This window comes from Campylobacter concisus, assembly GCF_003048875.2.
In the GTDB taxonomy this organism is placed as follows: domain Bacteria; phylum Campylobacterota; class Campylobacteria; order Campylobacterales; family Campylobacteraceae; genus Campylobacter_A; species Campylobacter_A concisus_AU.
This window is the reverse complement of sequence record NZ_CP049264.1, coordinates 1,461,815-1,480,805: the sequence shown is the minus strand read 5'-3', so window position 1 is coordinate 1,480,805 and position 18,991 is coordinate 1,461,815. Positions and strand designations below refer to the sequence as shown.

Genomic DNA, 18,991 nt, shown 5'->3' with positions numbered 1-18,991 from the left:
AGCTAAAAGGATATTAGATGATAAACACACTTGGTAGCTACCCATTAAATTTAGAACAGAACATAAAGGTATCAACCAAAGTTGCCACCAACCAAACCAGCTCAGAGATTTTAGGCTACAAGGTAGATAAAGATGGCTACTTTACAGATGAGTTTAATAAACAAGCTGGCATCCCAAGTGAATATAAAATTCACTCAAGCACGCTGGAGTCGTTAGTCAGGATAGAGACGCAGCCTGACTATATGCAAAGGGTTTTTGACAGCATCGACATACTAAAAACCGTAAATAATGCCTATAAAATTCTCTCCCAAGTAGTTGGCGAAGACACGCTAAATTCAAAAGATAGCTTTAGCTTAGATGAGATAAGAAATTTCCCACAAGGCTTTGAGTATAACCGCCAAAGTATGCAAGTAACCAAGATCCATAACTCCATTCATGAATTTGGCTCGGCTGCGGCTGATTTTAACGGCAAAGATTCCAGCAAATCTATGATAAGCACGCTCTTTTTCAATCCAAGCTTTGATGGCGGAGATGGCAGGCAGCCACTAAAGCCAACAACAGATATCTTTAACAACAACAATGGTGGCAAAGAAAACACGGTCATTGGTGTTTTTATGGATCCGCATGGAGAGAAATACACTAATAAAGACGGCTCTATAACCAAAGGCGGACTTATAGCAGCCGTTATAAACAATAACCTTGATGTGAAAGAGGGCGAGACAACAGTACAAGGCAAAAGAGAAGGCTATGATAAGAGCATAGATAGTAAAGAATTTAATAGAGCATTTGAGCTGTTCGAGCTTATGGGCGAGATGAAATTTGGACCTGGCTTTATAAATGCTACTGATAATGACATAGCAGGTATGCCTAAATATATGCAAGACTACATCAGATCTAAAAGAGACTTTGTCTATATCGACTTGCAAAGTGGCTTTGTCAGCACTCCTGAAGATAGACGTAGGGGATATGAAGAAGACGAACTCTCATTTAAAAAGATGATGGAGCATAATCTCAAAATGCTAAAGCTACTCTTTGGTGAGATAGACAAAGATGGTAAAAAGAGCAAGGATTTTATGGATAGCTTTTTGAAATTTAGCATGCCACCTTTAAATTTAGTAAAAGAGCTAAATGAAAACCCAGCTGGAAAATATCTAGTAGATATGCTTGGTATAAAAAGAGATGTTGATATAAAGGCGTAAATTTAAAAGAAACTAAGGATAGTAAAATGCAAATTTCTAATAATTTTTCAACTCCTAACTATCTCTCAAGAGAGAACATAGCAAGGGAGATGGGTTTTAAATTTAACGATATAAATGAGATACTTAGTAATGATATGGGTCATGGTATGACATTTCCTAAGTATGCAAGGCTAGATGATAAAGAAAGAGCAAGAGAATACGATAGATATGATCACTCACTTACTGGATTTGTAAAAGGCGAAGGAGAGCCAAGAGTAAGCATACTTGGTAAGCTAATGGGCTATGACGACTCTTTTTCAAAAGATGATATAGATGAGCTAAAGAAATTTATAGATGATAGCGGTGCTTTAGGGCTTGAGAGGGCTTTTGGTGACTCAGAGGCTTTATCTGTTAATGAATTTATAAAAAGATATACCAAAAAGCATGGTTTATCTGACTTTACCTTTGGTGGAACAAAAACAGCCGAGTTGCTTGATAGCGATATGAGTGTTGATGAGTTTAAAGCTAATTGGACTAAATTTGCACTAAATGAGCGCTTTGGTTTAGAGCTTGACGAGGAGCTGGCAAAAGAGACTATAAATTCTATCAATGATCTTGAAGCACAAAACGAAGAAGAGAAGAAATTTACACCTATACAAGTTACTAAAAAGTCTCAAACCTATAAGCTTGAAGCCGATGAGAGATTTAAGGAGATATATAAATTTATAAAGAGTGAATTTGATAGTGGCAAGAGTATGTTTGAAATTTTAGAAAAAGTAGCAAAGCTTAAAGTGGATAAGACAGCATGAGGGGGAACTTGAAGTGATAACTAGCATAAACGGACTTAGCAACACACCGATACAAGATAACACTATCCAAAAAGAAAATGCAAAAATGTCAAAGGAGCAAGAAAAGGCTTTAATTGATTCATATATGCAAAATTTAATAATTGATAATGTTGAAAAATACATCAAGGAAGACAGAAGTAGTGAAAACTGGATAACAGAAACCATAGAGAAGATAGACAATATGCTTTCAAAAAAGTATAGCTATACCATTGATGAAAGGCGAGCTTTATTATCAAAATATCCAGAGAACTTAGAGGAATTTGAGATCAATGTATTACAATCTCACATGGACTGGTTGCTTACCAACTCTGTTGATGGCAAACCAACAATATCTGGACTGATAGTTGGTATCGGCACAAAAGAAGAAGAAGATGAACTAGATGCTTTTATGGAAACTATGTCCTCTCTATATCCAAATAATAACAAGGAGTCGCTTAGTCTTTTAGATAGAACCGATCTAAGCATAGATGAATTTAAAACGTTATTTGCCAAAGCAAGAGAGAAAGCTACAAAGGACGTTGAAGAACAAAGAAAGCAGATAATCAAAGAAGAACAAGAATACAATGCAAATTTCGCTAAAGAGCAAAATGAAAAGAAATTTAAACCTATGCAGGTTAAAAAGAAGTATGAGACCTATGATATAAACAAGGATCAAAAATTTCTCTATGCAAGAGAGCTTTTAAATTTCAAAGAAAAAAGAGGCATAGATGTCTTAGAGCTTATGCAAAAGATAGATAAGAAGCAAATTTTAAATAAGATGGCTTAAGCTATCTTTCGGCACAACTTTTGCTTACTCTTTGAAGCTAAATTTCAAGGAGTAAGCTATGAAAGTCTCTTATAACTCCATCTTAACAAAACAGCACTACCAAAAACAGACAAAAAACGAAGGCTTTGCAAATTTCTTGCCTAGCACTCCAAATATAAATTTGATAGACCAAGCCACTATTCCTAAAAATGACTTTGTTTCATCTAGTAGTATCGACTCTCTTTATCAGGCCAAATTTACTTCACAAGAGGGCTATGGATATAGTGTAGATGCTAAAGGATTTATGGGAGCTGATTTTAACAAGGCTGCAGGCCTGCCACAGGACTTTAAAATCCACAGAAGCACACTTGATGCGATAGTGCTACACAATCAAAAACATCCAAACTATACAAATTCTATAATGGAAACAAAAAAAGATAACCAGCTCTTTGGAGAGGATAGCTTTGCAAATATTGATCTAGCAGACACTATAAAGCAATACTATAAAATTTTTGATCAAATTTCAGCTGGAGTTATTAGTAAGGGTAAAGAATTTTACTCAAATGAAGATCTAGCAAAGATGCCAAAGGGCTACTTTTCAAAAGATAAAAAAATAGAGCATGTTGAATACCTAATGGGTAGGATGACTAGCGATGAGCTAGATGGACTAACCGATAGAAGCAATGAAAAGATAACTCATATCTTTAGGACAGCCCAAGACGCAGAAGATGCACATAGGTTATGGGATGATCTAAGCGATATAAATGTAGAAGTCAATGGAAATTTCCTTGACTTCTCTCCAGAAGTGATGACAACTGAGCATACTATCCCTTATATGTGGGTTAGTAGTGCTGGATATGACTTCAAGCCTGATATGTCTGTATATGATAATGAACAAGGCTATACAAAGGAGCAAATCTTTGTCGCATTCTTGAAAAATGAGCAAGGTCTTGTGCTACAAGGTGGCACAACAAGGATAACCGACGAGGCTCTTAGTGTGTATAAAAGTTCATTAATACTTACAAAGCAAGATAGAAGTGAGATAGGCATACCAAAGGCTTATTATGATGAGATACTATCTGGCAAGAAAGATCTAAAAGATATACTAGCTAGGATTTTAAAGCTTAGAAATTTAGAGCTTAAAAAAGATCACACGCTTGAGGGACTAGCAAGTAAGATAATGGACGTTTTAAAAGAATTTGATGAGAGGACGAAGGTAAAAGCCTAAAGTCCGTCAAGTAAAATCTTATAAAGGCGGTTTATCTCATCGTCGTTTAGCTCGATCGTGCTTTTTGTATCAAACAAATTTTTGATCTTGCCAGCGTCAAATTCGCTTCTATCAAGGCAGTGCTTGTGAGAGGGCAAAAAGCCACGAGTTAAGCAAAGCTCGCTCTTGATCTCTTCGTCGCAGATAAAGCACTCAAGCTCGCTGTGAAGCCTGCCTTCAAACTCTAAAATTTTGACGTAGCTTTCGATGATAAGGCGTTTTGGGTTTTGTAGCTGCATCTGTTTGGCGCAGCGATCAAGCTCGTTAAAGTAAATTTCATCGAGCTGCTCGACCTCTTTTAGATGATCATAAAGTAGGCGCATAAACTGCTGCCAAATGATGAGCTTATCACGCTCTAGCAGCCATTTAAAGCCAAGATGAAGTATGCTTCTAAGCTTTGGTAGAAATTTCGCCTCTTGCTCGAGCTCAAAGTCGATCTTGTAGCCAGTCATGATGTTTGAGTGGCGTGCGCCAAAAAATCTATATGACTTTACGAGCAAATTTGGCGTTAGCACAAAGACTAAAAGGTCCTCGTCTCTGACTTTTTGCACGCGCAGGATGTAGCCTTGCATCTAGGCAAAAAACTCCCTTATGCGCTCTCTCATCACGCGGGCATCTTTGATGAAATTTACATCGTTTCTAAAGCTCGTAGCGCCATCTATGCCTTTGCTGTATTGGTGGAGGTGCTTTCTAAATATGCAAAGTCCGTGCTCGCCGTAGTGCTCGATCATCGCATCAAAGTGAGCTAGTATGATCTTTTGCTTTAGTGACTTATCCACGCTACTTTTGGTCTTTATCTCGTGAAATATCCAAGGGTTGCCGATGCTTGCTCTGCCGATCATTAGGGCGTCACACTTTGTGAGATTTAAAATTTCATCTGCATTTTGTGCGTTTATATCGCCATTTGCGACAACTGGGATTTTTACGCTCGCCTTTACTCTAGCGATCGCTTCGTAATCAACCTTTGCGCTGTATCCACCAGCTCTGGTGCGCCCATGCACTGCGATATAGTTTGCGCCGGCTTCTTCGCAGGCCTTTGCGATTTTCTCTTCATTTTTGTCGTTAAAACCGAGTCTAAATTTAACGCTTAGGCTCTTCTTGTTTGAGACGCTTTTAACCGCGTCAATTATGTTTTGAAGTTTGTCAAGATCATTTAGCAAAGCCGATCCCGCGCCTTGTCTAACGACCTTTGGCACGGGGCAACCGCAGTTTAGGTCGAGCCCGTAAATTCCATCAAATTTATTGATTATCTGCACGGCTTTTTTTATATTTTCTATATCACTGCCAGCTATCTGGACGACGTAGGGCTCTTCGTTTGGGGACTTTTTAAGCATTTCAAGGGTTTTGTCACTGCTCTCATAGACCAGAGCATTTGCACTGATCATCTCGCTAACAGTGACGTCGCAGCCAAATTTCTTGACGACGCTTCGTAACGGCAGGTCAGAAAAGCCAGCAAGTGGCGCTAAGAAAAGTGGCTTTTTACTAAAGTCTATCATTTAAAAAATAGCGAGCTAGGCACCATTTTGCCGTTATCTCGTAAAAATAGTAAAACCTTTATCTCTTTAAATTCATCAGGGTCGCTACCCTCGATGGCTTCTCTTACTTTATCAAGCATCTGAAGCTCAAATAGCGCATATACGTAAGCCTCGTCAGCATCAGCATGGATGCTTTTTAGCTTCTCAAAAATGCCGATAAACGCATCTGGTTTTAGCTTATTTTTAAGCATGATGGCAGCTTTGTCGTATTGTGCTTTTGTCACTTTTGCGTTGTTTAGAAGACCAAAAATTTCATCGCTGCTTAGATCGAACTCATCGTTTACAAAACGAGCGATAATGGTCATTATATCTTCGCTTGCTAGCTCTGGATCGATTTTTTTAATCTCACTAAATGAAGCTGTTTTTATGAGTTTATTAAAGGCTGCCTTTTTAAGGCTCTCGTTTTGTTCTTGGTTTTTAAGCACATCAAGATAGTAAGTAGGCAGCTGCTCGATCTTGTTTAGCTCGTTTAGGATGTTTAGCTTGCTATCTTTTGCTAGTCTAAATTTCTTTAGATCGACGATCTCTTTGTTTTTTATGCTTTTTATGGTTTGTAAGATGTTGTTTATCTCGCCGTCATCAACGCCAACGTCTTTAAGCTCGCCTACTGGTGATATAGAGCGAGTGAGCTGTGAGGCGATCTTGTAAGTGTCGGTTTTAAAGTCTTTGTTGCTCTCAAAGCCAAGAAGCGTCTCTTTTGCAAGGTCTTTGTAGAGCTGGCTATCTTTTTTTATCCATTTTTTATATCTATAAAAGGCGTATCCGTGATATGCGATGTGAAGTAGGGCAAGGAGCGCCAAAAGGGCTACTGGAAGTGCCACCCAGACAGCTACTGGCAAGGTTATGGCTTGACCTAAGAGCTCAAAGGTGAAGTCTGAACTATTAAGAGAATAGGTAAGTCCTGCAACAACTGCTGTGTAGATGATGCAGTAGACGAGAAATTTTCTGGTTTTCATATTTTCTCCTTAGTTTTTTGCTGTTTTTTCTATTATCTCACGACAAGCTATGCAGTATTTTGCATGCGGTTTTACTTTTAGGCGAGGGATGCCGATCTCCTCTTCGCACATGTCACAAATTCCATAAGTCTTGTTTGCTATCTTTTCAAGCGCCTCGTCGATCTCGTGAAGCTCGGCTCTTTGCTGGGTTGAGATAGACTGCTCTATAAGCTGGTCGGTATTTACTGAAGCTATGTCAAATTCATCGCTTACGCCACTATCTCTTAAACCGCTTACTTCAACTGATGAGTCATAAATATTTTTTTTGATTTGTAATTTTCGCTCTTCAAGTAGCTTTTTGAAAAAATTTAGCTCGTTTTGAGTCATTTTATATTCCTTTATTTGTGATATGGGTGGTTTGCATTTATGCAAAGCCCTCTAAAAATTTGCTCAAAAAGTACGAGCTTGGCGACTTTGTGCGCCATAGTCATCTTGCTTAAGCTTACGACTTTTTGTGCCTTGTTTTTTAAATTTTGGCTAAGCCCATAAGCTCCACCTATGAAAAAATTGATCTGTGAATTTGAGTTTAAAATTTGAGCAAATTCCTGGCTGTCTAGCTGTGAGCCATTTTCATCAAGCATCACGCAAAAGCCTTTTAAATTTGGCTCATAAATTTCATCATAAGCTCTTAGCGCATCGCTTCTGCCACTACTTTGAGCCTTTGCTATCTTTTCATTAAATATGATTTTGTCGTTTATCTTGGCAAATTTTGCACTCATTTTTATATATTCTTGTATCTCGTTTTCAAAGTTGTCACGCGATGATTTTTGAATGCTAAAAACCGAAATTTCCAAACTTACCCTTTGGTTTTTAGCTTTAGCTCAAAGCCAGCTTCGCTAGGAGTTGTCACTTCGCTTTTAGAGATCATAGCTTTGTTATTTGTAAGAAATTTAACCATATCGCTTATATATTTTTTGTGTTCGCTTCTTGGCACGATATCATCTATAAGGCCATGCTCAAGCAAAAATTCAGCCCTTTGAAAGCCCTCTGGAAGATCAGCGCCTATGGTTTGCTTGATAACTCTTTGTCCTGCAAAGCCTATTAGCGCGCCAGGTTCAGCGATTATTAGATCTCCAAGCCATGCAAATGATGCACTAACACCACCCATCGTAGGATCTGTAAGGATAGAAATATATGGAAGCCTTGCTTCATCAAGAAGTTTTAGGGCTGCTGAAGTTTTTGACATCTGCATTAAAGAAAATGTGCTCTCTTGCATTCTAGCGCCGCCAGATGCGCTTACGATGATTAAAGCTTGTCGTTTTTCGATCGCGCGTTTTATCGCTCTTACGATCTTTTCGCCCTCGACTGAAGCTAGTGAGCCGCCCATGAAGCCAAAGTCAAAAACAACTAGCTGGATCTCTTGTCCGTTGCATTTGCCTTCGCCACATATCACTGAGCTTGTGCGTCCTGTTTTTTCTTTATTTTCTGTGATTCTTTTTTTATATGATTTTTTATCGACAAAATTTAAAGGATCTACTGGTTTTAAATTTGCGTCAAATTCTACAAAGCTACCTTCATCGCAGATCAAATTTATGCGATCATCAGCTTTTAATCTCATGTGATAGCCGCATTTTGGGCATACATTAAAACAAGCTTCAACTTCTTTGTAATACATCAGTGAGTGACAGTTGTCGCATTTTACCCAGTGTGTAGGTGCTTCTTCTGGACGAGGTTGAGCTTTTCTTATCTTTGAAAAAATGTCTGAGAAATTCATCTTTTTACCCACTTATATTAAAAATTGTGGGATTATATCTAATGTTAGCCTTGCTTTTTCTTATATGACTTAAAGTTTGTTTGTTTGCGGGGGATTTAAGGGGCAAACTAGCCCCTTAAAAGTATCTTATTAGAAGCGTCTTCCGATAGTAAATTCAAATGTATTTGTATCATCGCCCTCTTTGGGTTTAAGAGCTTTTGCGAAGATTAGTTGAAGTGGTCCGATAGGTGTTATCCACTCGATACCTGTACCAACTGATGATCTTTTTATCTCATTTAGGCTATTTTCGCCGATCATACCATAGTCATAAAATACAACGCCACGCATTTTGACACGCTCTATTATAGGGAAGCTCATCTCAACTGAGTTGTTAAATGATGTTTCGCCGCCGTATTCATAGTAGTCGCCTTTGTATTTTACTTTTGGAGATACGGTTCTACTCTCGTAACCACGTAAGCTTCTTATACCACCAAGATAAAGTCTTTCATTGATCGGAGTATAGCCTCTCTCCCAAATTTTGCCAAAGCTTGCTTTATATCTTAGGATAAGATCGTAGTCGATATACTCTCTAAGACCTAGATAGTAGTTGAAATTTGTGCGGTTTTTAACAAAATCCATATCACCACCAAGTCCTGCTATCTCAAATGATGTGCTAGCTATGATACCACGTCTTGGCAAGTAGTAATCATCGGTGCTATTATATGTTAAAGCTGGAGTTATAGCGCTTTTTATAGCCTTGCCTTCTCTATAAATTTCTTTGCCTGTGTCTTTATTTATATTTCTTAGTTCGTCATCTTTTAGAGTAACTTTACTTTGCTCGATATTATAAGTAATTGATGCGCTTAAATTTCTAGTTAATTTTCTACCTAGTGTTGTGCTAAAGCCATAGCTTCTCTCTTTATATGTTCTCCAGTCATAGTCGTTTGCATAGAGTGTTCCGCCAAGGCTATACTCAGAGTCAAAAATTCTTGGATTTGTAAGACTTATCTGACCTGAAAGCTCTCTATCACTCTTATCTACGCTTACTTGTCCTTGAAGACCAGAGCCAAAGATGTTTGTGTCAGAAAGTGCAGCGTTAAGTAGCAAGCCATCACTGCTTCCGTATCCGATACCGCCACTTATCGAGCCAGTTGAAGCCTCTTTTACTTTTACTTTTAGATCGACTGTATTTTTATCAACAGGGTCCTCTTCTATCTCGACATCGTCAAAGTAGCTTGTTCTTTTTAATGCATCCTTTGAGTCTTGAAGGTCGGTTCTACTATATAAATTTCCTTCAGTTAGATATAGCTCACGTCTTACGACACGATCAACTGTTCTGTCATTTCCTGAAATTTGAACATTTCTTATATATACTTTTTCACCAGGATCGACTTCGTAGTCGATATCAACTGTTTTATTTTCATCAAATTTATCAGTCTTTGGATATACCTTAACAAATGCATAACCCTTGTCAGCGACCATGTCATCAAGCTTTTTCATATCTTGGCGAAGTCTTGCTGAGTTCATCGTATCGCCAGCTTCAAGTCTAAAATCATCTATGATCTTTTTAGTATCAAGACCTAGCTCTTCAGGTGCTGTGATGCTTACATTTGAAACCTTATAAGGCTCGCCCTCGTGGATGTAGTATGTAAGATCAGCTGTGTAGTTATCAAATGACGCATTTAGGTAAGGTGACGAAACAGTCGCGTCTAGATAGCCTTTTTGAAAATATTTATCTTGAATTCTTGCTGGGTCATTTTCAAGCTCAAAAAGTTTAACTTTACCGTCGTTTCTGCCCCAAAGCCAGCCCATAAATTCTCTACTTTTGTTTGCAACTACTGGCTCGATATCATCATAGTCAAACTCTTTTGCGCCGACTAAATTTACCTTTTTGATTATCATATTTTCGCCGCGGTTTATGTTTAGAGTGATGAAAAGTGAGCTGTCGTTGTCTGCAACTGGCTGTTTTTCTACGTCTACAACTGTATCAAAATAGCCTTTTGACTCGTAGTATTGGCGAATTCTCTCTTTTGTTTTTTCGATAGTTAACTCATCATACATATTGCCAGGTTTTATGTTAATCAGCGACTCGATCGCAGTTTTATCGTTTGTTACAATACCCTTTAGATCGACTCTAGCGACACTTGGCTTCTCTTTTACTTTTACTAAGAGATTGCCATTACCTGTATCTTCTATGTAGATATCATCAAAATAATTTTGCTTGTATAAATTTGTGATAGCCTTATCGCTAAGCTTTGGAGTTAGCTCTTGACCGACTTTTAGCCCCATTATCTGCGTGGCTACATCAGGTGAAAGGTGGATTAGACCTTTGAAATTTATAGACTGAATCGTCTGTGCATTTAGACCGCTTAAAGCTAGTGCTAGTAAAAATAATTTCTTTTTCATTAAATTTAACCTAGAGTTTTAGTATAAGTGCGTATAATATCATATTTTATTTTTAAAAAATTTAAATTTTATAATTTTAAAGGTTTTTTATGAAAATAGGTATCATCGGACTCGGTCTTATGGGTGGCTCGCTTGGTCTTGCGTTAAAAGATGAAAAATTGATCTCATGTGTCAGCGGATATGACAAAGATGAAAATCACAGCAAAAAAGCGCTAGAACTTGGCTTGGTACATGAAATTTTAAGCATCGATGAGATGAAAAAGAAGTGTGACATCATCTTTTTGGCCGTGCCAGTCGAAGCTATCGTGAGCATCGTGCAAAATTTAACCGACATTAGCGAAGATACGACGATCATTGATTTTGGCTCGACAAAGCAAAAGATAATAGAAGCCGTGCCAGAAAAAATTCGTAAAAATTTCATCCCAGCTCACCCGATGGCAGGTACCGAGTACTCTGGTCCCGAGGCTGCATTTAAGTCACTTTACACAGGCGCTACTGTCATAGTTTGTGACTTTGCTGAGAGTGCAGAAAAACATGTAAAAAGAAGCGTTGAGCTATTTTCTTGCCTTGGTATGAAGATCATTTTCATGAGTGCAAAAGAGCATGATCATCACGTGGGTCTCATCTCGCATCTGCCTCATGCTATTGCATTTTCGCTTGCTAGCGGGATATTAAAAGAAGAGGACAAAAGGCATATCGTTGCACTTGGAGGGCCTACATTTAAGGGCATGATACGTGTCGCAAAGAGCTCGCCATTTATGTGGAGTGATATCTTTAAGCAAAATAAAAATAACGTCGTTGCCGCTATAAATATGTTTGAAAAAGAGTTAAATTTATGCAAAGATCTCATAAAAGATGAGCGCTGGGATGAGCTTTTTGACTGGATGAGCGAAGCTAGAGCTGTAAGAGAAATTTTGTAATTAACTAAAAATTTATTGATTAAATGTAAAATTTCGCAAATAAAATTTAAGGTAATAATATATGTATAGACGTGGAATAGGCGGTTTTAGTATTGTTGTAGTTTTACTTGTTTTGATATTAGCAGGTGGCTTTGGATATGCTTTGATGTCGAAAGACTTTGAGCGAAATGAGCCAATTATCGGCGTTGCTGATAAGGTTTATTGGAACCTTCGTTCGCCTATGAATATCAAATTTAAAGATGACAGCGGCATAAAATTTGTACGCATTAGCATAAATGACGGCAAAAATGACCTAAATTTACTAAATCAAATCATACAAAATCCAAGCACTGAGCTTGATGTAAATTTAACCTTCCCAAAGACTGGCTTTTTTGCACAAAAAGATACTTATGAGATGAGCATAGAAGCGGTTGATACTAGCAAATGGGGCTTTTTTACGGGCAATAAAGCAAGCAAAAAAGTTGAGGTTGTGCTTGATACCTCTAAGCCTGATCTTTACGTGCTTTCTCAGTCTTATTCTATCTCAAAAGGCGGTAGCGCAGTTGTCGTCTTTAGAGCGACTGATAATCAGCTAAAAGAGGTCTATGTTCAGACAAATTTTGGTAAGAAATTTAAGGCCGTGCCATTTTACAAAGAGGGCTTTTACGCAGCTCTTGTAGCTTGGCCAGTGCAGGTTGAAAACTTTAGCGCTGAGGTCATCGCAAGAGACTTTGCGGGCAATGAGAGCAAATCTCACGTGAGATATTTTTATGAAAATGTAAAATACAAAACTTCAACTATTGCCTTAAATGATAGATTTTTAGACGGAAAGATCGTTGATCTAACAGATCAATACGCCAAAGATCCAAACGCTCTTTCAAGGCTTGAGAAGATGAAATTTGTCAATGAAACACTAAGAAATTCAAACGAAGAGAAGATAACAGCACTTACTTCAAACGTCGATACTGACATCACAAATGGCTTTAATATCATCCCATTTTACCCGCTTAGAAATGGCAAAAAAGTAGCTGATTTTGCCGACCACCGTTTCTATACATATAATAACGAGCAAGTAAGTGAGTCATGGCACATGGGTATTGACTTTGCAAGCGTGGCATCAGCTCCGATAATAGCCAGCAATGCAGGCCGCGTTGTGCTAGCTTCTGAGAATGGAATTTATGGTTTAAACATTGTGATCGATCATGGATTTGGACTTTACTCACTTTACGGACACTGCTCAAGTGCGAAGGTAAAAGAGGGTGACATGGTTGCTGCTGGCGATCAAATAGGCACAACTGGAACGAGCGGTCTTGCGCTTGGAGATCACCTTCACTTTGGAATTTTGGTCCAAGGAGAAGAGGTAAGGCCTCAGCAATGGATGGATAAAAAGTGGATAAAAGACAATGTGACAAGTGTCTTGGATGCTGCAAAGGCGATGATAGATAAGAATTAAATTTGCAAATTTGATTTTTTAGTGCTATCATAAGCGAACAAAAAAATATAAGGAAAATTTTTGAAACAAACTACTATCGCAAGACGCGTTGAGACCGTTGGTATAGGGCTTCATAAGGGTGAGCCGATAAGACTTATACTAGAACCTCTTGATGCAAATTCAGGTATTATTTTGCACCGCGAAGATCTTGGTATTAGTTTTAAAGCTGAGCCTAAAAACGTTATAAATACGCAAATGGCAACCGTCGTTGGCAACGAAAAGGGCTTTATCAGCACGATAGAGCACCTAATGGCAGCTGTAAATGGATACGGCATTGATAATATTAGAATTTCAGTTGATGCAAATGAAATTCCTGTCATGGACGGCAGTGCGATAAGCTTTTGTATGTTGCTTGATGAAGCTGGTATAAGGCATCTTGACGCTGGTAAAAAAGTCATCCTTGTCCGCCGCGAGGTCGAGGTGATTGAGGGGTCAAAATTTGTGAGAACTTCGCCTTCAAGAAATCCAAAATTTGACTATACGATCAAATTTGACCACCCAGTTATCGGCGAGCAAAGATATGTTTTTGAATTTAGCAAGAGCTCATTTGTAAAAAATATAGCTCGTGCTAGAACTTTTGGCTTTTTAAAAGATTTGCAACGCTTGCAAGCTCAAAATTTAGCCCTTGGCGCATCTCTTGATAATGCCGTGGCTATCGATGATACGCATATTTTAAATCCAGAGGGTTTGAGATTTGAAAATGAGTTTGTAAGGCATAAAATTTTAGACGCAGTTGGCGATTTGAGCTTGCTTGGAGCACCTTTACTAGGTGACTACACAGCATTTGCGGGTAGCCACGATCTAAACCACAAACTAACACTTGCTTTAATGGCAGATGAGAAAAATTATGAGATCGCAACGCTTAGTGGCGAGCTTTTAAAAGAGTATCAAAAGGTATTTGCATAAAAAATATTGAAATTTTAGTAGTCTCTTTATCGACTCCGCTTTTAGTTGGAGTCTATAAAGATGGCGTAAAATTTGATGAGATCACAACTGACGAGCACGTCAGCGAAGCCTTGATAAAAATCCTAGAAAATTTATCCTCTAAATTTAACATCACAAAGATCATCTACGCAAACACGCCAGGCAGTTTTATGGGGCTAAAGGTGGCCTACGTCATCTTAAAGACTTTTTCTTTGGCAAAGGGCTGTGAATTTTACGCAGTAAGTGGCTTTAGTCTAAATGGCGGCCAAGCGATCAGGGCAAATAAAAATTTAAGCTTTGTCTTGAAAAATGGCGAAATTTTGCTTGAAAAAGTTGAGCCTGTGAGATTTGTGTTGCCTTTAAATTTAGATGAATTAAAACTAAATTCAGATACACTGCCAAATTATATCATTCAAGCTGTTTAGGAGAAAATTTGAATATCTTAATCCCTGCCACAAGTGCAAATTTAGGACCTGGTTTTGACGCTTTAGGACTTAGTTTAAAGCTTTTTAATAGCGTAAAGATCGAACCATCTAAATTTAGCTCTGTCTCGATAAATGGCGAGGGGAGTGATAGTACAAATTTAAAAAGAAACAACATTTTTCTAAGCATTTTTAATGAAATTTTTTTAGAGCTAACCGGCAAAAATGAAAACTTCAGAATAGTTTTTGAAAACAATATCCCATTTTCAAGAGGGCTTGGTAGCAGCTCTGCAGTGATCGTCGGAGCCATAGCTTCAGCTTACGAGATGGCTGGATTTAAGGCTAGCAAAAGTGTCGTTTTAAATAAAGCTATCATCTATGAAACCCATCCAGATAATATCTCGCCAGCAGTTCACGGCGGATTTGTCAGTGCTATCGTAAAAAACGGCAATGTTTATGCAAATAAAATAAATTTAAGCGATGATATAAAAGCAGTCGTCGTCATCCCAAATAAGCCGATGAGCACTGCATCATCAAGGCAAATTTTGCCAAAAAACTACACTATGAAAGAGTGCGTAAATAACCTCTCACATGCTGCATTTTTGACGTCTTGTTTTTATGAAAAAAGATATGATCTTTTAAGGGTAGCAAGCGAAGACATGATGCATGAAGAGCGCAGAATGAGCGCTTTAAAAGAGCTTTTTGAGGTGCGAAAGGTAGCTTATGAAAATGGAGCGCTAATGAGCACACTTTCAGGCTCAGGCTCAAGCTTTTTAAATATCGCTTACAAAGATGATGCTAAAAATTTACAAGATGTTTTAAAGAGTAAATTTAGTGATTTTAGAGTTGAAATTTTTTCATTTGATAACGATGGATACGAAATTACGCAAAGCTAAAAACAAGTTTAAAAAGGTATAATGAATAAAAATAATCCAGTAAGGACATGCGTCGCTTGCAAAGTTAAATTTTCTCAAAACTTGCTAAAAAGATACCGCTTGGTAGGCAAGAATTTAGAGTGTGGCAAAGGAAACGGCCGCAGTTTCTATCTATGTGATGGCTGTTTGCAAAAAGACGACAAAATTTTAAAAAAAATAATTGATAAACAAACTAAAGGTGCCCTCGGACTTGACGCACCGAAGTTAAAGGAGATACTCTTAAATGAGCAATGTTAGGATTTCAGAGATCGCAAATGAGCTTGGCTACCCAAGTAAAGAGATAGTAGAAAAAGCTCAAGAACTAGGACTAAAGGTCAAAACTCACTCAAATGCTGTGAGCCTTGAAGAGGCTGAAGCAATATATGAATACGTTCAAACTGGCGTAATACCAGATAAATTTAAAAAGAAAAAGAGCGAGCCAAAGGCAAAAAAAGAGTCTAAAAAAGAGGCAGAAAAAGAGCCATCAAAAAAAGAAGAAAAGCCTAAAACTGAGCCTAAAAAGGCAGCTACTAAGGCCGAGCCAAAGTCTGAAAAGGCAAAAGCAGAACCTAAAAAAGAGGTGCAAATTTCAGAGGAAAAACCTAAAGCTGAGCCTAAAAAAGAAGAGCCTGTAAAGGTCGAGCAAAAGCCAGCAGAAGCACCAAAACCAAAAGAGAGCTTGGCTGATGTGACTCAAAAAAGACGCGGCCTTGTGATAGTTAAAAAGAAAAAAGATTACGAGGCGCCAGCTCCTGTAAAAGAGGAGAAAAAGGCTGAGGCGGCTGTGACTAACATTAGCGACTTTAAGAGTATGTTTTCTGCTAGCGATGAAAATTTGGCTAGAAAAAAGAAAAAAGAGAAAAAAGTAACAGTTGTAAGCAAAAAAGATAGCGCTGAGAAGATGGACCTGCTTGGCGGAAGCGACTTTGGTGACATCGTGCTTGAAGATGAGGATGTGGTGGTGTTGCCTGATTTTAGCTTTAAAACCCCAGCTCCAGCTCCGATGCAAAGGACAAAACAGCCAAGTGCGATGAAGACAACCGTCAATAACACGATAAATTCGTTTGGCGAGGGTGGCATACAAAGAAGAGCTAGAAAAAAGCACAAAAAGCCTGAAAATAAACAAAATAGCGAAGCTGTAACTTCGATAAATATCCCAAAAGAAATTCGTGTTTATGAATTTGCTGAGAAACTAAATAAGCAGCCAAGCGAGGTCATAGGTAAGCTATTTATGCTTGGCATGATGACAACTAAAAACGACTTTTTGGATGAAGATGCGATAGAAATTTTGGCTGATGAGTTTAATGTCGAGGTAAATATCATCGACGATCAAAAAGAATTTGACTATGTAGCAGCCTATGAGGAGGAGATAAAAGATGATGAAAATCTCCAGCCAAGAGCACCAGTTATAACCATCATGGGGCACGTCGACCACGGCAAAACCTCGCTACTTGACTACATAAGAAAGTCTCGCGTAGCAGCAGGCGAGGCTGGTGGCATCACTCAGCACGTGGGCGCTTATATGGTAAATAAAAACGGCAGAAACATCACATTTATCGACACTCCAGGCCACGAGGCATTTACAGCTATGCGTGCAAGGGGTGCTGGCGTAACTGATATAGTTATCATAGTTGTTGCAGCAGATGACGGCGTAAAACCTCAGACAAAAGAGGCAGTCAGCCACGCAAAAGCCGCTGGTGTGCCAATAATCATCGCGATAAACAAAATGGATAAAGAGTCAGCAAATCCTGATCTAGTAAAAACTGGTCTTGCTGAGCTTGACATCATGCCAACAGAGTGGGGTGGCAAGTATGAATTTGTGCCGATCTCTGCAAAAACAGGCATGGGCATAGATGATCTACTTGAGATCGTGCTTTTACAAGCTGATCTTTTGGAGCTAAAGGCAAATCCAAAGGCAAACGCAAAAGCTACTGTCATCGAGAGCTCACTTCAAAAAGGCCGTGGTCCAGTGGCTACCATCATCGTTGAAAACGGCACGCTTCATGTCGGAGACACAGTCGTAGCAGGTGTTGCATACGGTAAGATAAGAAGCTTGCTTGATGATCAGGGCAGGCCATTAAAAGAGATAAAACCAGGCGAATGTGGCGTGATAGTGGGTCTTAGCGAGATAGCAGAGGCTGGCGAGACGCTAATAGGCGTAAAAACTGATAAAGAGGCTCGTGAATACGCGCAGAAAAAGGCTGAATATATCCGCCAAAAAGAGCTTAGCAAGAGCACAAAGGTTAGTATCGATGAGCTTAGCGCTAAGATAGCTGAGGGCGAGCTAAAAACACTTCCAGTCATCATCAAAGCTGACGTTGGCGGCTCGCTTGAAGCGTTAAAAGCAAGCCTAGAAAAACTAGCAAATGACGAGATCAGAGTAAATGTGATCCACTCAGGCGTTGGCGGCATCACGCAAAGCGACGTTGCACTTGCAAGCGCAAGTAACGACTGTATCATCCTTGGCTTTAACATAAGGCCAACTGGCGAGATAAAAGAGAAGGCAAAAGAGAGCGGCGTCGAGATAAAAACTTACAATGTTATTTATAACTTAATCGACGACGTGAAGGCGATTTTAGGCGGACTGATGTCACCTATCATCAGAGAAGAGCAGCTTGGACAAGCGCAGGTTCGCCAAGTGATCCACGTGCCAAAAGTTGGCACTATCGCTGGATGTATCGTCACTGAGGGCACGATAAACAGAGGGGCAAAAATTCGCCTTATTAGAGAAGGTGTGGTCGTTTATGAGGGCTTAGTTAGCTCATTAAAACGTTTCAAAGATGACGTTAAAGAGGTTGCTAAAGGCTACGAGTGTGGCGTTGGCATTGAAAATTTCAACGACATCAGAGAAAATGACTACATCGAAAGCTTCAAAGAAGTCAAGGAGAAAGCTACTCTATGAACGCTAACGAAATAAAGCGTATGAGAACAGAGAGTGTGCTAAAAGAGCTCATACCAGAGGCTCTAGCTACTCTTGAAGATGGCATTTTAAAGGGGCTTTGCGTCACTGACGTCGAGTGCAAAAAGGGCAGATACGACGCCTTTGTCTATCTTGACAAGATGATGTTTGATGAGTGCGAGCAAGAGTATATTTTGGGGCATCTAAAGCGCGTTTGCAGGCATTTGCAAAACCACTGCATGGCAGCTGAGGGCTGGTATAGATGTCCAAATTTTCACTTTAAATTTGACGATAGATTAGAGTATCAAAACCATATGGATAAGTTGTTTGATAAAATTTCAAAGGATTTAAACAAAAATGGATAATTTAGACAAACTAGTACGCGAATGCGGCGTAGAGCTTTACGACAGCGAGATCGCAAATGAAAATGGCAGGGCTATTTTTAGAGTTTATATCACGAAAGATGGTGGAGTGAGCCTTGATGACTGCGAAAAAGTGAGCCGTCTGCTCTCGCCTATCTTTGACGTGACACCGCCAGTTAGTGGGGATTATAGCCTTGAGGTTAGCTCGCCTGGTCTTGAGAGAAAGCTTAGCAAGCCTTCACACTTTAAAGCGAGCGTTGGTGAGCTAGTTAAAGTTCAAACCGAGGCTGAGAAATTTGCAGGAAGGCTTGTAAAAGCAGACGAAGAGAGCGTCGCAGTAGAAAACGAAGAGGGAATTTTTGAGATCAACATCAATGAGATAAAAAAAGCAAAAACATATTTGGAGTGGTAA

At 38.9% G+C, this 18,991-nt stretch carries 20 protein-coding genes; 13 read left to right on the top strand and 7 right to left on the bottom strand.

Going from position 1 to position 18,991, the window contains the following annotated elements:
• The first annotated feature begins 17 nt into the window (after window positions 1–17).
• Genes CVT07_RS07375 through CVT07_RS07360 form a run of 4 tightly spaced genes read left to right on the top strand, consistent with a single transcriptional unit; the run spans window position 18 to window position 3,999 of the window.
• Window positions 18–1,199, top strand: coding sequence for a Cj0814 family flagellar-dependent secreted protein (locus tag CVT07_RS07375; RefSeq protein ID WP_107937388.1), 1,182 nt, complete (start codon window positions 18–20; stop codon window positions 1,197–1,199).
• A gap of 26 nt (window positions 1,200–1,225) precedes the next feature.
• Window positions 1,226–1,987 (top strand): hypothetical protein, encoded by a 762-nt coding sequence (locus tag CVT07_RS07370; protein ID WP_103613487.1) that lies wholly within the window; start codon window positions 1,226–1,228, stop codon window positions 1,985–1,987.
• Between the two features lie 13 nt (window positions 1,988–2,000).
• Complete coding sequence (locus tag CVT07_RS07365) at window positions 2,001–2,792, top strand: cell surface protein (protein ID WP_103613488.1); 792 nt, start codon at window positions 2,001–2,003, stop codon at window positions 2,790–2,792.
• 58 nt (window positions 2,793–2,850) lie between these two features.
• Window positions 2,851–3,999, top strand: coding sequence for a Cj0814 family flagellar-dependent secreted protein (locus tag CVT07_RS07360; RefSeq protein WP_196375713.1), 1,149 nt, complete (start codon window positions 2,851–2,853; stop codon window positions 3,997–3,999).
• Here the strand turns inward: CVT07_RS07360 and recO are convergent.
• From recO to bamA, 7 genes are all read right to left on the bottom strand, one after another.
• Complete coding sequence (recO, locus tag CVT07_RS07355) at window positions 3,996–4,610, bottom strand: recombination protein RecO (RefSeq protein WP_107936428.1); 615 nt, start codon at window positions 4,608–4,610, stop codon at window positions 3,996–3,998. The two genes, CVT07_RS07360 and recO, sit on opposite strands and share 4 nt — an antisense overlap.
• Entirely contained in the window at window positions 4,611–5,534 is a 924-nt protein-coding gene (locus CVT07_RS07350; protein ID WP_103613489.1) for a tRNA dihydrouridine synthase, read from the bottom strand.
• Window positions 5,531–6,529: a uroporphyrinogen III synthase HEM4 gene (locus tag CVT07_RS07345; protein ID WP_103613490.1), complete on the bottom strand. Its 999-nt coding sequence runs from the start codon at window positions 6,527–6,529 to the stop codon at window positions 5,531–5,533. The genes CVT07_RS07350 and CVT07_RS07345 overlap by 4 nt, the downstream gene beginning before the upstream one ends.
• A gap of 9 nt (window positions 6,530–6,538) precedes the next feature.
• Window positions 6,539–6,895: an RNA polymerase-binding protein DksA gene (dksA, locus tag CVT07_RS07340; protein WP_009294329.1), complete on the bottom strand. Its 357-nt coding sequence runs from the start codon at window positions 6,893–6,895 to the stop codon at window positions 6,539–6,541.
• An 11-nt stretch (window positions 6,896–6,906) separates the two neighbouring features.
• A complete protein-coding gene (locus CVT07_RS07335) occupies window positions 6,907–7,362 on the bottom strand; it encodes a 23S rRNA (pseudouridine(1915)-N(3))-methyltransferase RlmH (RefSeq protein WP_009294328.1) in 456 nt (151 codons plus the stop codon).
• 2 nt (window positions 7,363–7,364) lie between these two features.
• Window positions 7,365–8,282: an acetyl-CoA carboxylase, carboxyltransferase subunit beta gene (gene accD / locus CVT07_RS07330; RefSeq protein ID WP_103607608.1), complete on the bottom strand. Its 918-nt coding sequence runs from the start codon at window positions 8,280–8,282 to the stop codon at window positions 7,365–7,367.
• Between the two features lie 129 nt (window positions 8,283–8,411).
• Complete coding sequence (gene bamA / locus CVT07_RS07325; protein ID WP_107936426.1) at window positions 8,412–10,667, bottom strand: outer membrane protein assembly factor BamA; 2,256 nt, start codon at window positions 10,665–10,667, stop codon at window positions 8,412–8,414.
• Window positions 10,668–10,756: 89 nt separating this feature from the next.
• Here bamA and CVT07_RS07320 point away from each other — a divergent pair, with 89 nt between their 5' ends.
• The 9 genes from CVT07_RS07320 (at window position 10,757) to rimP (ending at window position 18,991) form a co-directional block, all read left to right on the top strand.
• Window positions 10,757–11,587 (top strand): prephenate dehydrogenase, encoded by an 831-nt coding sequence (locus CVT07_RS07320; RefSeq protein WP_009294324.1) that lies wholly within the window; start codon window positions 10,757–10,759, stop codon window positions 11,585–11,587.
• Window positions 11,588–11,648: 61 nt separating this feature from the next.
• Complete coding sequence (locus CVT07_RS07315) at window positions 11,649–13,019, top strand: M23 family metallopeptidase (RefSeq protein ID WP_103586809.1); 1,371 nt, start codon at window positions 11,649–11,651, stop codon at window positions 13,017–13,019.
• A 60-nt stretch (window positions 13,020–13,079) separates the two neighbouring features.
• Window positions 13,080–13,964, top strand: a complete 885-nt coding sequence (gene lpxC / locus CVT07_RS07310) for a UDP-3-O-acyl-N-acetylglucosamine deacetylase (protein ID WP_103576126.1) — start codon at window positions 13,080–13,082, stop codon at window positions 13,962–13,964.
• A gap of 80 nt (window positions 13,965–14,044) precedes the next feature.
• Window positions 14,045–14,407 (top strand): glycoprotease, encoded by a 363-nt coding sequence (locus tag CVT07_RS07305; RefSeq protein ID WP_035144924.1) that lies wholly within the window; start codon window positions 14,045–14,047, stop codon window positions 14,405–14,407.
• A gap of 8 nt (window positions 14,408–14,415) precedes the next feature.
• Window positions 14,416–15,300, top strand: coding sequence for a homoserine kinase (gene thrB / locus CVT07_RS07300; RefSeq protein WP_107936424.1), 885 nt, complete (start codon window positions 14,416–14,418; stop codon window positions 15,298–15,300).
• 21 nt (window positions 15,301–15,321) lie between these two features.
• Entirely contained in the window at window positions 15,322–15,576 is a 255-nt protein-coding gene (locus CVT07_RS07295) for a hypothetical protein (RefSeq protein ID WP_021085774.1), read from the top strand.
• Window positions 15,563–18,220 (top strand): translation initiation factor IF-2, encoded by a 2,658-nt coding sequence (gene infB, locus CVT07_RS07290; RefSeq protein ID WP_107936423.1) that lies wholly within the window; start codon window positions 15,563–15,565, stop codon window positions 18,218–18,220. Before CVT07_RS07295 ends, infB begins: the two co-directional genes overlap by 14 nt.
• The gene (gene rbfA / locus CVT07_RS07285) at window positions 18,217–18,582 is read left to right on the top strand and encodes a 30S ribosome-binding factor RbfA (RefSeq protein ID WP_107936422.1); all 366 of its coding nucleotides are present in this window, start codon (window positions 18,217–18,219) and stop codon (window positions 18,580–18,582) included. Before infB ends, rbfA begins: the two co-directional genes overlap by 4 nt.
• Window positions 18,575–18,991, top strand: coding sequence for a ribosome maturation factor RimP (gene rimP / locus CVT07_RS07280; RefSeq protein ID WP_107936421.1), 417 nt, complete (start codon window positions 18,575–18,577; stop codon window positions 18,989–18,991). Before rbfA ends, rimP begins: the two co-directional genes overlap by 8 nt.